Annotated in this window: 15 protein-coding genes; all 15 read right to left on the reverse strand. The window is 39.4% G+C overall.

Annotated features, from left to right (window positions below; translation table 11 throughout):
• Window positions 1-310: 310 nt before the first annotated feature.
• The 15 genes from lysS to WYK_RS13325 all read right to left on the reverse strand — a co-directional run bounded on the left by lysS (window position 311) and on the right by WYK_RS13325 (window position 14,783).
• Complete coding sequence (lysS, locus tag WYK_RS13255; RefSeq protein ID WP_051387513.1) at window positions 311-1,747, reverse strand: lysine--tRNA ligase; 1,437 nt, start codon at window positions 1,745-1,747, stop codon at window positions 311-313.
• A gap of 249 nt (window positions 1,748-1,996) precedes the next feature.
• Window positions 1,997-2,995 carry a tRNA dihydrouridine synthase DusB gene (dusB, locus tag WYK_RS13260; protein WP_040374964.1) on the reverse strand — a complete coding sequence of 333 codons (999 nt, stop codon included), beginning with the start codon at window positions 2,993-2,995 and terminating at the stop codon, window positions 1,997-1,999.
• Window positions 2,996-3,017: 22 nt separating this feature from the next.
• Window positions 3,018-3,236, reverse strand: a complete 219-nt coding sequence (locus WYK_RS13265) for a helix-turn-helix domain-containing protein (protein WP_040374965.1) — start codon at window positions 3,234-3,236, stop codon at window positions 3,018-3,020.
• Window positions 3,188-3,715, reverse strand: coding sequence for a 2-amino-4-hydroxy-6-hydroxymethyldihydropteridine diphosphokinase (gene folK / locus WYK_RS13270; RefSeq protein WP_040374966.1), 528 nt, complete (start codon window positions 3,713-3,715; stop codon window positions 3,188-3,190). Before folK ends, WYK_RS13265 begins: the two co-directional genes overlap by 49 nt.
• A 1-nt stretch (window position 3,716) precedes the next feature.
• Window positions 3,717-4,076, reverse strand: coding sequence for a dihydroneopterin aldolase (gene folB, locus WYK_RS13275; protein ID WP_040374967.1), 360 nt, complete (start codon window positions 4,074-4,076; stop codon window positions 3,717-3,719).
• A complete protein-coding gene (gene folP, locus WYK_RS13280; RefSeq protein ID WP_040374968.1) occupies window positions 4,069-4,902 on the reverse strand; it encodes a dihydropteroate synthase in 834 nt (277 codons plus the stop codon). The genes folB and folP overlap by 8 nt, the downstream gene beginning before the upstream one ends.
• Window positions 4,903-5,036: 134 nt before the next feature.
• Window positions 5,037-5,960: a cysteine synthase A gene (gene cysK / locus WYK_RS13285; protein WP_040374969.1), complete on the reverse strand. Its 924-nt coding sequence runs from the start codon at window positions 5,958-5,960 to the stop codon at window positions 5,037-5,039.
• A 149-nt stretch (window positions 5,961-6,109) separates the two neighbouring features.
• Window positions 6,110-6,994 (reverse strand): peptidyl-prolyl cis-trans isomerase, encoded by an 885-nt coding sequence (locus tag WYK_RS13290; RefSeq protein ID WP_040374970.1) that lies wholly within the window; start codon window positions 6,992-6,994, stop codon window positions 6,110-6,112.
• A 24-nt stretch (window positions 6,995-7,018) separates the two neighbouring features.
• A complete protein-coding gene (gene hslO, locus WYK_RS13295; RefSeq protein WP_040374971.1) occupies window positions 7,019-7,897 on the reverse strand; it encodes an Hsp33 family molecular chaperone HslO in 879 nt (292 codons plus the stop codon).
• 27 nt (window positions 7,898-7,924) lie between these two features.
• Window positions 7,925-8,695: a type III pantothenate kinase gene (locus tag WYK_RS13300; protein WP_161629135.1), complete on the reverse strand. Its 771-nt coding sequence runs from the start codon at window positions 8,693-8,695 to the stop codon at window positions 7,925-7,927.
• A 141-nt stretch (window positions 8,696-8,836) separates the two neighbouring features.
• A complete protein-coding gene (gene ftsH / locus WYK_RS13305; protein WP_040374972.1) occupies window positions 8,837-10,882 on the reverse strand; it encodes an ATP-dependent zinc metalloprotease FtsH in 2,046 nt (681 codons plus the stop codon).
• 129 nt (window positions 10,883-11,011) lie between these two features.
• Window positions 11,012-11,554, reverse strand: a complete 543-nt coding sequence (gene hpt / locus WYK_RS13310) for a hypoxanthine phosphoribosyltransferase (RefSeq protein ID WP_040375009.1) — start codon at window positions 11,552-11,554, stop codon at window positions 11,012-11,014.
• 32 nt (window positions 11,555-11,586) lie between these two features.
• Window positions 11,587-12,981, reverse strand: coding sequence for a tRNA lysidine(34) synthetase TilS (gene tilS / locus WYK_RS13315; protein WP_040374973.1), 1,395 nt, complete (start codon window positions 12,979-12,981; stop codon window positions 11,587-11,589).
• Between the two features lie 94 nt (window positions 12,982-13,075).
• On the reverse strand, window positions 13,076-14,062 hold the full coding sequence (locus WYK_RS13320; RefSeq protein WP_407951435.1) for a protein kinase domain-containing protein: 987 nt from the start codon (window positions 14,060-14,062) through the stop codon (window positions 13,076-13,078).
• Window positions 14,028-14,783, reverse strand: coding sequence for a vWA domain-containing protein (locus tag WYK_RS13325; protein WP_268870058.1), 756 nt, complete (start codon window positions 14,781-14,783; stop codon window positions 14,028-14,030). The genes WYK_RS13320 and WYK_RS13325 overlap by 35 nt, the downstream gene beginning before the upstream one ends.
• Between the last annotated feature and the right edge of the window lie 57 nt (window positions 14,784-14,840).

A 14,840-nucleotide genomic window follows, 5' to 3' on the forward strand; every position in this document is an offset into this window, starting at 1 on the left:
TTTGTTTCGGAACAGCTTATTAATAATAACATTGTTGTTTGTTTGAGTCAAGGATTTTTTAAAACTTTTTTATCTGTTTTTCATCCATTTGTAACACGTTTGTAACAACAGATATAAATATACCATCATCTCGTGCCCGGTGCAATACCTTTTTGAAAAAGTTTTTCTAAAATAACAAAGCTGCAATAATCAGAAAACTAGATTCTATTTTTCTCATCAATAGTATTGTAATTTCCGCACACTGATTATCCCTTTTCTAACAAAAAACAAGCAGCGCCTCACGATTGAGACACTGCTTGCAGCCAGCTAATTATGAACGGTGACGCATAGTAGGGAATAATAGTACATCTCGGATAGACGGAGAATTAGTTAATAACATAACTAAACGGTCAATCCCGATTCCCAGACCGCCTGTTGGCGGCATACCATATTCAAGCGCTTCTAAGAAATCTTCGTCCATTTCGTGAGCTTCGTCATTCCCTTGCTCACGCTCTTTCATTTGTGCTTCAAAACGCTCTCTTTGATCCACCGGGTCATTTAACTCTGAGAAAGCATTCGCATACTCACGTCCCACAATGAAGAGCTCAAAGCGATCTGTAAAGCGCGGATCTTTTTCATTTTTCTTAGCAAGTGGAGAGATTTCTACTGGGTGACCAAAGATAAACGTTGGTTGAATCAGTTTTTCTTCAACTACTTGTTCAAAGAATTCATTTACAACATGACCAAATTCCATTGTATCTTTTATTTGGATGTTGTGTTCCTTCGCCAGCTGCTGTGCTTCTTCTTTCGTCATCTGTTTCCAGAAATCTACACCCGTATGTTCTTTAATCGCATCAACCATATGAAGTCTAGTCCACTCTGGCTTCAACTCTATATCGTGTCCACCGTATTGTACTGTCGTAGTACCTAGTACTTGTTGAGCGATATGCGCAACCAAATTTTCCGTTAATTTCATGATATCTTGATAATCAGCATATGCTTCATATAATTCTATCATCGTAAACTCTGGATTATGTCGTGTTGATGTACCTTCATTTCTGAATACACGGCCAATTTCATACACTTTCTCTAAGCCGCCGACAATTAGACGTTTAAGATGAAGTTCAATCGCAATTCTCATAAATAACGGCATATCCAATGCATTGTGATGCGTAAGGAACGGACGAGCAGCTGCACCGCCTGCAATTGTATGAAGTAATGGTGTTTCAACCTCTAGATACCCATGATCATCTAGATATCTGCGCATTTCACGAATAATCTTACTCCGTGTAATAAATGTTTGTTTACTTTCATCGTTTGTCATTAAGTCGACATACCGTTTACGGTAACGTTCTTCAACATCCTTTAACCCGTGGAATTTATCCGGAAGCGGACGAAGAGCTTTTGATAGGAAAGTGAACTCCTTTGCTTTAACAGAAAGCTCGCCAACCTTCGTTCTGAAAATATTCCCCTTGATGCCGATAATATCGCCTAAATCCGCTTGTTTGAAGAGATCGTACGCTTCTTCCCCAATAGCATCCTGACGAACATAGATTTGAATCTGTCCGCTTATATCTTGAAGGTGGGCAAATCCAGCTTTCCCTTTACCACGTTTCGTCATTACCCGTCCTGCTAGTACGACTTCTTTTCCTTCTGTTAGTTCTTCTTCTGTTAACTCGTTGAATTCTTCAACAATTTCAGCTGCTAGATGCGTACGTTCAAAGCGGCTGCCGAAAGGATCTTGTCCATTCGCCACCATCGCATCCATTTTCTCGCGTCTTACTTTAAGCTGGTCATTAGTTTCTTCGCTCACGTGTCATCATCTCCATCTTCGTATTCACTTCATCTATCAAATAAACGTAACTATAATTTTTCATACCTATATATTTTTACATAAAGTGACTGAATCGAACAGCCCTTTGCCTAAAAAAGTGTTTCTACATATAAAAACTGCCAGTACTCAACTGGCAGTTCGGATAAGCGTATTATAGAAAAACCACAAGATGATGTCAAATCGTTACACCATTTGAATATTTTGTTCTTTTGCTTCAATCTCATCTACAAGACCATATAATAGATGAGCCACATCTTCTCTAGTGTGACATTCATTGATCCCTTTTCTTGCGCTTGCATTGCCTTTAATGCCCTTTAAATACCACGCAGCATGATTACGCATCTCTCGAACAGCCACGCTTTCATTTTTCAGCGCGATTAAACGATCCATATGCAGAATACAAACATCCATTTTTTCACGAACAGAAGGTTCTCCTATTAGTTCTCCGGTCTCTAGGTATCTAACTGTTTGATAGATCATCCATGGATTCCCCAGTGCAGCACGGCCAATCATTACACCGTCTACCCCGGTTTCTTGTAACATTCTTTCTGCATCGAGCGGTGTTTCTACGTCACCGTTTCCAATGACTGAAATCTTAACCGCTTCCTTTACCTGACGTATAATGTCCCAATCTGCTTTTCCTTCATACTTCTGATAACGTGTTCTCCCATGAACAGATACAGCTTGACCGCCCGCCCGTTCAACAGCTAATGCATTTTCGACTGCAAAGATATGATCATCATCCCAGCCTGTACGCATTTTCACTGTCACAGGTTTGTCTACAGCATCTGTTACAGCAGAAACCATTTCATATATTTTATTAGGATCAAGCAGCCATTTAGCACCTGCATCACATTTCGTAATTTTAGGTACAGGACAACCCATATTTATATCTATAATATCTGCATTTGTATTCTTATCCACAAATTGCGCGGCCTCAACTAACGTCTTTTTTTCTCCGCCAAAAATTTGCAGACTGAGCGGATTTTCCCGTTCGTCTATATAAAGCATATTCATCGTTTTTTTGTTTTTCAATACAATACCTTTGTCGCTTACCATTTCCGCGCAAACCAAGCCAGCACCAAATTCCTTTACCGTTAAACGGAAAGCTGAATTACATACCCCTGCCATAGGGGCAAGTACTACTGGATTACTCATTACGACATCGCCAATCTTTAACACGATGCAGCCTCCTTCGTTGTCTTTATTCTATTCTATCCTCTGGAGGTTGAAGTTCATCCATACTAATCTGAAGAATATTCGTCACCTCAGTTAAAAATTGTTCTGATGGCAGACGATTGCCTCGTTCTATTTCTCCTAATAAAGAGACAGAAACGCCGATTTTCTTCGCAAATCCTTCTTGTGTATATCCCTTTAACTTTCTAAAAGCCCTAATCCGTCTTCCCCACTTTTCAGCTTCCATAATCGAACTCCTTCTCTATCCTGTATATTCTCAAGAATATTAACCAAAGGTATATCCATCTCAGGCAGCGTGATGTTTGGATCTAACTCCAATAACGGGATGAGTACAAATGCCCTTTCCAACATCCGCGGATGCGGAACAGAAAGACTCTCTGTTTCAATATTTTCGTAATTATACAGCAAAATGTCAAGGTCTATTGTACGAGGACCCCATCTTATATCCCTTATTCTACCATTTATTTTCTCTGTTTCCTGACATTTAAGCAGTAGTTCCTCCGGTTCGTAGGAAGTCTCTATCTTCAGGACAGCATTTAAAAATTTCGCCTGTTCCGTATAACCAACAGGCTCTGTTTCATAAATTGATGAGATATTACTTATTCGTATATTTTCATCACCCTGTATATAATCAATGGCTTTTTTAAAGTGATGCAGCCGATCACCCATATTCGATCCAATGGACAGATAGGAAATATTTTTCACCTTATCGTCCCCTCTTTATTTCCACTGCTACAGATTTATAATGTCCTGGAATGGGAGGATCAGGTTTAAATACTTTTACAGTACAGGTCTGTACATTAGAAAACTGAGTAAGCATACGTGAGGCAATTTGTTCTGCTATTGCTTCGACCAAGTTATACTGTTCACCCTCCACAACTTCTTTGCACACTGCATACAGCTCTCCATAATTAATAGAATCATCTAATTGATCACTTTTCCCGGCAGCAGAAAGATCTGTTTCTATAATAAGGTCTACCACAAACCGTTGACCCAGACGGTTTTCTTCTGGAAAAACGCCATGATAGCCATAAAACTCCATTTGATTTACAAAAATTTTATCCACTATATTCTCCCTTTCCAACAAGCGCATCCATCATTTTAGCCATTCGGGCCATTTCCTTCACATCATGTACACGTATCATCTGACAACCCTTTTGTATCCCAAAGCAAATAGTTGCTCCTGTTCCCTCCATTCTCTCATTTGGAGGAAGGTTTAAGACGTCTCCAATCATTGATTTCCGTGAAGCAGCAAGTAAAACCGGATAACCCATTGCTACTAGCTTATCAAGATTCCTTATCATTTCCAAATTTAAGGAAGTGTTTTTCGCAAAACCAATACCAGGGTCTAAGATAATATTTTCATCAAGTACCCCTGCACGTTTCACAATCTTAATACTTTCAGTTAAGTCAGTAAGAGCATCCCTAATAAAATGTTCATAATTCATCTGTTCACGGTTATGCATCAAGATAATCGGTACCTGATACTCAGCAGCGACCTTCGCCATTTCAGGATCCGCTTTTGCTCCCCAGATATCATTAATGATATGAGCCCCAGCCTTAACTGCTTCCTTTGCTACCACAGACTTATAGGTATCCACGGACAGTGTAATATCAAGATTGTTCGTTATTGCCTCTATAACAGGCAGGATACGTTCAAGTTCTTGCTGTTCGGAAATCCTATCATAATTTGGTCTGGTTGACTCCCCGCCAATATCGATAATATCAACGCCTTGCTTAACCATCTCTTCAGCTCGTCTTAAGGCTGTATCTACATGATCATATTTTCCCCCATCAGAAAATGAGTCCGGGGTAGCATTTAATATCCCCATAATGATTGTTTTGTTCTGATAATCTAACGTATGGTTTCCGCATTTTATTATTGAGGGCATATTAGCACTCCTCTACGATTAGTCTTATTTATAGTGTACTTATCTTTGATGGGTATTACTAGTGAGCTTTTACAATCCCCTCTCTTTATTCCCATAAAAAAAGCCCCGGAATATCCGGAGCCATTTAGTACCAATTACTCAAAATTGTATAATGCTGTACTTAAGTACCGTTCGCCATTACTAGGGATTATCGCAAGTACTTTTTTACCTTTGCCAAGCTCTTTTGCTACTTGAACAGCAGCGCTAATAGCAGCTCCTGAAGAAATTCCGCCAAGGATTCCTTCTTCTTTAGCAGCACGGCGTGCATAATCGAAAGCCTCTTCCGTAGTAACGGTGATAATTTGGTCGTACAATTCTGTATTTAGGATACTAGGAATAAATCCTGCTCCAATTCCTTGAATTTTATGCGGACCAGGTTTGCCGCCAGAAAGAATCGGTGAATCTGATGGTTCAACCGCTACAATTTTGATGTTTGGATATTGTTCACGAAGGACTTCACCAGCACCTGTTATTGTTCCCCCAGTACCAATACCGGAAATAAATGCATCTAATTGGTCGCCCATTTGTTCAACAATTTCTTTACCCGTTGTTTCTCTATGGACTCTAGGATTCGCTTCATTTTCGAATTGTTGTGGAACGAAGTAGCCATTTTCCTTAGCTAATTCCTCTGCCTTGGCAATCGCACCTTTCATCCCGTCTGGACCAGGCGTTAATACTAATTCTGCTCCGTACGCACGAAGTAAGTTGCGACGTTCCATACTCATTGTTTCAGGCATAACTAAGATCGCTTTATACCCTTTAGCAGCTGCTACCATAGCTAGACCGATTCCTGTATTACCACTCGTAGGTTCAATAATGGTGTCGCCTTCTTTAAGACTGCCGTCTTTTTCGGCTGCCTCGATCATGGCAAGAGCAATACGATCTTTAACGCTGCTCCCTGGGTTCATGTACTCTAACTTCAAAAAGATCTCTGCGCTATTTTCATCATTTAATCTGTTTAATCTCACAATCGGTGTTTGACCAATTAATTCAACTACAGAATTTGCTATTCTTGACATGTTCTTCACTCCTAATTCCTACTAATTTTATTGGTTTTATTTTACGTTACATCTTAGCACGTAAATTTGTCAATTTTTTTATACTGATTTACTTAATTTTCTGTTACTTTTACCTCATAAACAAAAACTTAGCAACTAGGCATATTATTCTACTTTCCATCTTCTCTATACTGCCATTTAACATCAGATTCATCCCAAAATATCTTCCCTGTAACCGGCATTTGCATTTGTTCTAAAGCGAGGGTGCGATGTATTTGTTTTTTAACGTCAGAAAAGCTGTACTGATGCTCTTCCACTTTTTCATGAAGATAAATAACTGCATACCCATCAGTTACTGTTATTGGTTGACTCCAAGTATGCTCTTTCATCAATTTAACTTCGTCGAGGTAGTTCTCAGCTTTCTGACCACTTTCTTCAGTAAGATAACCCAAATCCCCGCCTGCGTTTGCAGAAAATTCATCCAATGATTTCTCCATGGCAAGTACATCAAAGGCAGATCCCTCCCGGAGTTCCTGAATCACTTGATCCGCCTCTTCTTTACTTGCTGTCACAATATGAGATATCCGATAGGATTGCGGGATAGCAAATCGTTGTTTATTTGTTTCATAATAGTGCTGTAATACGGATTGCGGAATGGTGACGTCCTTCGTCAGTATTTCTTCAAGCTGGATGTTAGTTCTTATCTGCTGCTTCCACTCTTCTTCGCTCTTAGATCCAGAAATGCCCTTAGTACTGTAGGTCAATTTCGTGAATAGATATTCTCTTTCAACGTCTTTAGCTGAAATAGACACATTATGCCTCTTAGCTGTTTGCTGAATGACCTCAGCATCTACTAATTCTTCGAGAATTTCTTTTCCATAACGTGATTGTAACTCTGCCAGCCATTTCTCTCTTGTAATATCTTTCTTTCCAACAGATGCCACAATCTCGTGATCATTGTATAAGCTAAACGGCTTAATGACATACACCATTAAAGTCACAATATTAAGCAAAATAAGTCCGATAATAATAACTAACAGCTGCTTTTGAGACAATCCCGTATCCCCCATTACACCCTATTATTTAGCTTCATCAATTAACTCTCTTAATTCAGTCTCCGTAAAATGGTATTGTTCGTTACAGAAATGACATTGAGCTTCTGCTTGGCCATCTGTCTGAATAATATCCTCTATCTCTTCCTTACCCAAACTAATTAGTGCATTAGCAATTCGTTCTCTTGAACATTCACAGTTGAATTTCACAGGCATTTTTTCTAGGATTTTTACATTGCCCTCTCCTAAGAGTTCAACAAGAATTTGTTCTGGCGTTAACCCTTTTTGAATTAGTTTAGAAATTGGCTCTATAACTGATAGTCTTTGTTCAATCTTTGTAATAACTTCATCATCTGCACCAGGCAGCAACTGAATAATAAAACCGCCTGCCGCCAGTATTGTATTATCTGGATTCACAAGTACTCCTAACCCTACGGATGACGGTACTTGCTCTGAAGTTACCAGGTAATAGGTGAAATCTTCTCCTAGTTCTCCGGAAACCAATGGGACTTGTCCTGTAAAGTTATCACGAAGACCAATATCCTTAACAATAGCCAGTGTTCCTTCCGTTCCAACTGCACGTTTAACATCTAACTTTCCATGCTCATTTAAATCAAAGTGCGTTTGCGGATTACCTACGTATCCTCTAACTTCTCCCTTTGCATTGCTGTCGACAAGAATTACGCCTAGAGGACCGCCGCCTTCAATCTTAATCGTAAGCTTTTCCTCACCTTTTAACATAGCGCCCAGCATAACACCTGCTGTCATTGAACGACCAAGTGCTGCAGAGGCAGTCGGCCAAGTTTGGTGTCTTCTTTGTCCTTCACCCACTGTTTCAGTTGTTTTGACTGCATACGCTCTTACTTGACCGTTATAACCTAATGCTTTTACTAAGTAATCATTCATGTTGTTACCCCCATCAATTCTATTTCTTCATTGTTCCCGATTTCTTTTATAGATAAGCATCAATCCTTTTAATGTTAAAAAAGGATCCACTATATCAATTGCATCCGATTCACTTGAAATTAATCCAGCAAGTCCTCCTGTTGCAATTACAGTCGGTTCTGTTTCACTTTGGGATTTGATTCTTGAGACAATCCCTTCAACTTGTCCGACATATCCATATAGAATACCCGATTGCATGGCAGAAACAGTGTTCTTACCAAGAATACCCTCAGGACGAGCAATTTCTATTCTAGGTAATTTCGCAGCTTTGGTATACAACGCTTCTGTCGAAATCCCAATTCCGGGAGCGATAGCCCCTCCCATATAATGTTTCATTTCATTTATATAACAATAAGTTGTAGCGGTACCGAAATCGACGATAATTAATGGACTTCCATATTCATGAATTCCTGCTACAGCATTCACTATACGGTCAGCTCCCACCTCTTTTGGATTGTCATACTTTATATTTAAACCTGTTTTTACTCCTGGACCAACAACGAGCGGTTTCATACCAAAGTACTTTAAACACATCCGCTCAACTGAGAACATTATGGGCGGCACTACGGAAGAAATAATAATGCCATCAATGTCTTCGAAGGCTATCCCTTCATGTGCGAAAAGAGATTTAATAACCATTCCATACTCATCTTCTGTTTTATTACGACTTGTTTCAATCCGCCAATGATATTTCAATGTATCTTCACTATAAACACCAAGAACTGTATTGGTATTTCCTACGTCTAGTACAAAAATCATCATTTCACACTCCGCCAGATTATTCTCAAACATCATATCATACCGCCATATGGCTTGCCATCTGCAGGACCTTGACCCTTATTATAAAATAGAAAACAGGTATTTCCCGAAGGAAATACCTGTTTGCCTTACTAATAATGATTAGCTCTTTTTATTATCTTCGTTTGAGAACGGTGTGTCTTCTTTAATCGGTTCTGTAGGAATTACTTCCTCAGATCGAACTTCAAGATTTTCCGATCCTCTTTCATCTAACGGGCTAAGAAGTGCTTCTTTTTCTTCCTTCTTAATGTTAATGTTCACTTTCACATCATCGTCTTTTTCCATATTGCCATTAAGGGCTGAATAAGAACGTTTCGGTAATGTTCCGTGATCGAAGAGGTGTTTAATTTGTTCTGCATCCAACGTCTCAATTTCAAGCAATGTTTTTGCAATTACGTCAAGCTTATCACGCTTTTCGGTAATGATTTTCGTTGCACGAGCATATGCCTCTTTGATAATACGTTGAATTTCAAGATCAATTTCATAGGCAATCGCATCTGAATAATTTTGTTCATTATTGAAATCGCGGCCTAAGAATACATTTCCACCCTGTGTAGATCCAAATTGAAGCGGTCCAAGTTTCTCACTCATTCCATATTCAGTGACCATACTACGTGCAATCGCAGTGGCACGTTGGAAGTCATTATGAGCACCTGTGCTGACTTCACCAAAGACTACTTCTTCAGCTACACGTCCGCCTAAAAGACCGGCAATCTTATCAAGAAGTTCAGGTTTAGTCATAAAGAAGCGATCTTCTTTAGGAAGCATGACAGCGTAACCGCCAGCCTGACCACGAGGAACAATCGTAACTTTATGAACGATTTCAGCATCATCCAAGACAAGTCCTATGATGGTATGCCCTGCTTCATGGAAAGCAACAATATTACGTTCTTTTTTAGATATAACCTTACTTTTTTTAGCTGGACCGGCAATTACACGGTCAGAAGCTTCATCAAGATCGGACATATCAATTTTCTTTTTATTTTGTCTAGCTGCTACAAGAGCTGCTTCATTTAAAAGATTTTCAAGATCTGCACCAGAGAAACCTGGTGTACGCTGTGCGATAGCTTTTAGGTCTACACCTTCGGCTAATGGCTTATTACGCGCATGAACTTTTAATACATCTTCACGTCCTCTTACATCAGGACGGCCAACCGTAATCTGGCGGTCAAAACGACCTGGACGTAATAACGCAGGATCAAGAATATCAGAACGGTTTGTCGCTGCAATAATAATAATGCCTTCATTGCCTGCGAAACCATCCATCTCAACTAGCAATTGATTCAATGTTTGTTCCCGCTCATCGTGACCTCCGCCTAAACCAGCACCACGCTGACGGCCGACTGCATCAATTTCATCAATGAAAATAATACATGGAGCGTTCTTTTTCGCATTTTCAAACAAATCACGAACCCGGGATGCCCCGACTCCGACAAACATTTCAACAAAATCGGAACCACTGATAGAGAAGAATGGTGTTCCAGCTTCACCAGCTACCGCTCTTGCTAAAAGCGTTTTACCTGTTCCTGGAGGACCTACAAGCAAGACCCCTTTTGGAATACGTGCACCAAGTTCAACAAACTTACGTGGATCCTTCAAGAACTCAACTACCTCAACGAGTTCTTGCTTTTCTTCATCAGCACCTGCTACATCGTTGAAACGGACCTTTTTCTTGTTGTCATCGTATAATTTGGCTTTGCTTTTGCCAAAGTTCATGACACGTCCGCCACCGCCGCCTTGGGCTTGATTAAGTAAGAAGAAGAACAGAATGAAGATGATAACAAAAGGTATAATGGAAGTGAAGAACGTTACCCAGCCGCTTGTTTCTTTAGCTGGAAGCACCTCCAATTTCACATCATTTTTATCAACAGCTGCTTGTATACGTGTTTGATTGCTCTCGCTGTCAGTAATGTACGTCAAGAAGGAATCTTTCTCCTTGGACCCTTTCAACTGACCCTTAACTTCGTATACATACCGCTCGGGCTGCATCGATAAGGAGGCTATCTTTCCACTCTCCAAACTTTGGTAAAAATCATCTTGAGTTATATTCTTAGCAGGTTCATTGTTATTATTAAAGATGCTCACAATACCAATAATCACTAAGAAAATCAGTAAATAAAATATTGTATTACGGAAGATCCGATTCATCCCTTACCTCCTCCCACGAAAAAACAAACTATAGTAATAAATAGTATCATAGTAAATAATTGAAAGACAATTTTTAGAACTACAATTTATTGTTACCGGATTTACATGATACTAATCTGTTTGTCATCGTTATTTTGTAGTATAAATTTCTGGTTTTAAAACACCAATGTACGGCAGATTACGGTATCTCTCTGCAAAATCCAGACCATATCCGACTACGAAAGCATCAGGTACAATAAAGCCAGTATAGTCCGGCTTAATATCGACTTTTCTGCCAGTCGGTTTATCTAACAATGTAACAATTTTAATGCTCTTTGCTTTTCTATAACGGAATAATTCAACCAGGTAACTTAACGTCAGACCGCTGTCGATAATATCTTCTATGATTAAAATGTCTCGGCCTTCTACAGAAGTATTTAAATCTTTAATGATTTTCACTTCACCAGAAGAAACCGTAGAATTACCATAGCTGGATACATCCATGAAATCCATTTCTAAATGTTCATCGACGCGTTTTAATAAGTCAGCCATAAATGGCAATGCACCTTTTAAAACTCCAATCACCAGCGGGAAACTATTACTATAATCATTCTCCAGCTGTGCTGCTAACTCTTTTATTTTACCTTGAATTTCTTCCTCAGTAATTAACACTTTTTCAATGTCATTTTGCATCGTCATTGTAATTGTTTGCCCCCCAAGAAGATTTAAGCTTTTTTATATTCTAAATAAATGAAAGACGTTTCATTTTGAGTATGTTCAGACTCGAGCACCGATTTTTTCAAACCAGGGAGCCAAACAATTTCCCCTGCTTGATCAACCACGACCGGCCAGGTAGTACGTTCCTGCCTGGGAATTTTTTTATCAATAAATATTCCTTTAAGCTTCTTCGTTCCTCCAAGTCCTTTTACAGTCATTCGGTCACCATTCACCCGTGTTCGTGCGGTAAGCGGAAGACTAACTGACGAAGCAGATACTAGAAAAGAATGATTTCCATTTAATACGGAAATTTCATCTTTTATATAGTGTGCTTTAATTATATATCCATTCGGAAGAATTGTCTCACCTGGAACGTCTAATTTGATGGAATATTCCGGGCTTTCATTAGTGAAAAACCGAAAAATACCTTTTTGGTATGATTTTTCAATGATAAGTCCGTCAGGGAGATGCAGTTCAGCAGATGGATGAGGATTAGTGAATAACGTTAAAAGCTGGTCAATATGTATAGCTGAAAGCGATGAAGGTCTCTTTATATAAAGATAATTTAATATTAGATGAATCATTCTTCTTTGTAAAGGTTTTGGTACCATCAATAATCTCTCAAGATCTATTATTGAACCGTCCTTTTTCTTCTCAAGCCAAATACCATCGAGTTCTTTAGCGGCAAGTGACTGCAAGTAGACTTCATCATCAGTTAATTCCTCACTGAATCGTTGAAAATGCTCATGGACATTTGGGTTTTCTTTTTTTAGAAAGGGCAGCACCACATGTCGAAATCTATTACGGAGATAATCATTTTTCTCGTTACTCGGGTCCATTCTTGGCTCTAACCCATGCTCTTTCGCATACGCTTCAATTTCAGATCGAGCTGCACATAATAAAGGTCTTGCTATGTAACCAGAAGCAAACGGTCGTTTAACAGGGATTCCCGCTCTTGCCATTTCCGCAGAGCCTCTCGTCAGTCTCATCAGCATGGTCTCCACTTGATCATCTCCATGGTGCCCCAATACCAACAGATTCAGATGGTGTTTTTCCATAACCTCTTGAAAGAATGCATATCTTAAATTCCTAGCAGCAAGTTGCGTGCTCTCACCTGAAGCATTCATATATGCTGTCACATCTATTTGTTTCCCTTCAAAAGGAATACCCCACTCCATACATGTCTTTTCAACAAATACGTAATCATCAAAGGATTCTTTCCCTCGAAACATATGATCTACATGTGCGCAAACAATCTGACACTCGAATAATTCCTGCCATGATTTAAGAAGATGCAATAAGACTAAAGAGTCCGGCCCTCCTGAAACACCTACAAGTATGTGAGAACCTTTTGGGATTAACTGATGTGTTTCGATATACTCTATAACTTTTCGTTCAAACATATGATTACCTTCTTTGGTCAAGCTCTTTAGAGCGTATTCTTATCTACACATCGAATTAGTTTCACCTTTTCAAACCCATTCTTTACTAACTATATCATAAGAATTGACCGTATATATAGAGGACATATAAGAAACAAACAATGGAAACAAGCAGCATTGTCTCAATCAGGCCGCCTCTTCTTCTCTGTACTCTTCCCCTTTTTTTAGTGTGTTTTCTCGTTCTCGTTACAGGGGCTTTTTGGGGTGATGGAGTTTGAGCTGCCGGTTGTTTTCTTTGATTCTGTAAAATCTCAACTAGATCACTTCTCATTTCTTCTGCACTATTGTAAGCTCCTGACAATGCTTTTTGAAGAAAAGCTCGGTATGGGACTAACTCCTTTTTCTGTTTAATCATCTCCACAAGCTGTTTGTAGCCATCCCCATTTTTAGAAAACCGTACAGGGTAATACGCATTAATAAAAATCATCGCTACGGCAAATAAATCATAACTGGGTTCAGCCGAACGAGAACCCAGCCCCCAATATCCACGATCAAAGAACTCAGTAAACTCTTTAATGGATCGACCTATTAATGTCGTACCTCCCACATCAATGCAGCGTATGGTACAAGAAGGCATAGTAACAATGAGATTTTCCGGCTTTAGGTCCCCAAAGACCCAGCCTTGTTTATGAAGCGAAACAAGACTTGTCAGCAACTGAAGCATTAGGACTCCTGTCCATGAAGGACCTTTCCGATGGATAAATTCGAGAAATCCATCACCTATTATGTATTCCATTGCATAAAAAGATAGAATGCTTTTATTCTTCACCCAATCATCTGCCTCTAATAAAGAAGGCCCAAGGGCAGACCCCTGGACCTTAGAAAAGGCTTTAAGAATGTTCATTTCCGATATAATCGAGACGCCGTTATCGCTTATTTTTAAAGCCGCACGCTTATTATTACTTTCAGCAAGATACACAATCCCGTTTGCCCCCTGCCCGAGCTCCTTAATAATGGTATAGGTGTTTTTATTCCATTTGCCTGTAATCTTGCTGCCTGGCAGCAGATTACATTGATCCCTCAAAGTATTGTTCATCATCATTCGATAACAATCCCCTTAATGAACGTTTTTTATTAAAATAAGCAACAGCTTCTTCAATAGCCGGTCCAGTTGGTGTAATACCACCTGTTGTAAGCTTTGGGAAGATTTTTGTCAGCACCTCAAGTTTCGGCGTCCAATCTACTAGTTTCTCGACATCGTATTTTTTACCTGGGAAAGTAAAAACCGAAAATTGATTATCTCCTTGTCTTGCGTTCATACTTAAAGATAAATCAAGCAAAGAATCTTTTACGATTTCCAGCTTATGTTTCATACTTGCACTCGTATCAACAAGGATGAGCACTTCGAGTTTACTTGTCTCACCTAACTCATCAACAACCTCCATCACCTCACCACGTTTATCAGGAGGCAGATCCTCCATTGTTGTTGAGTCGCCTAAAATCTGTTGAAGTTCTCGATTAATGACCCCTTGGATCGTTTGCGTCATTGCTTTTCGTGTCACCATCTGCACCGTTTGAGAAAGTTGCTGTGTATAAACAATTTGACTAGCTCCTCCTCCTGAACGGGCGATAGACTGTATTTCATTCATTCCTTTTTCATCAATCACGTCATTTTCCATAACTCCGATTACATTCACTGTGATTCCTTGTTCATGAGCTCGTGCAGCCATAAAGGCGGGATCAGTCCCCTGATTTGAACAGCCATCCGTAAGCAATAAAATTTGCCTTAATGTACCTGGTTTCATTGTCAATCTCCCCTCTATGAATTTGTTACCATCTTTGACTTAAAAAAAGGGATTTATACGTTAAGAGACTGAAAC

Source organism: Peribacillus psychrosaccharolyticus ATCC 23296 (assembly GCF_000305495.1).
GTDB classification, from domain to species: Bacteria; Bacillota; Bacilli; order Bacillales; family DSM-1321; genus Peribacillus; species Peribacillus psychrosaccharolyticus.

What these genes read in the sequence shown, in the direction of transcription:
- lysS (WP_051387513.1), bottom strand. Translation starts at nt 1,747, where the DNA reads ATGGATGCGATGGTGGCGAATGGACAAGATCCTTTCGGCAGCCGCTTT.
- WYK_RS13265 (WP_040374965.1), bottom strand. Translation starts at nt 3,236, where the DNA reads ATGGAAGCTGAAAAGTGGGGAAGACGGATTAGGGCTTTTAGAAAGTTA.
- folP (WP_040374968.1), bottom strand. Translation starts at nt 4,902, where the DNA reads ATGCCCTCAATAATAAAATGCGGAAACCATACGTTAGATTATCAGAAC.
- cysK (WP_040374969.1), bottom strand. Translation starts at nt 5,960, where the DNA reads ATGTCAAGAATAGCAAATTCTGTAGTTGAATTAATTGGTCAAACACCG.
- hslO (WP_040374971.1), bottom strand. Translation starts at nt 7,897, where the DNA reads ATGAATGATTACTTAGTAAAAGCATTAGGTTATAACGGTCAAGTAAGA.
- WYK_RS13300 (WP_161629135.1), bottom strand. Translation starts at nt 8,695, where the DNA reads ATGATTTTTGTACTAGACGTAGGAAATACCAATACAGTTCTTGGTGTT.
- ftsH (WP_040374972.1), bottom strand. Translation starts at nt 10,882, where the DNA reads ATGAATCGGATCTTCCGTAATACAATATTTTATTTACTGATTTTCTTA.
- hpt (WP_040375009.1), bottom strand. Translation starts at nt 11,554, where the DNA reads ATGCAAAATGACATTGAAAAAGTGTTAATTACTGAGGAAGAAATTCAA.
- tilS (WP_040374973.1), bottom strand. Translation starts at nt 12,981, where the DNA reads ATGTTTGAACGAAAAGTTATAGAGTATATCGAAACACATCAGTTAATC.
- WYK_RS13320 (WP_407951435.1), bottom strand. Translation starts at nt 14,062, where the DNA reads ATGATGATGAACAATACTTTGAGGGATCAATGTAATCTGCTGCCAGGC.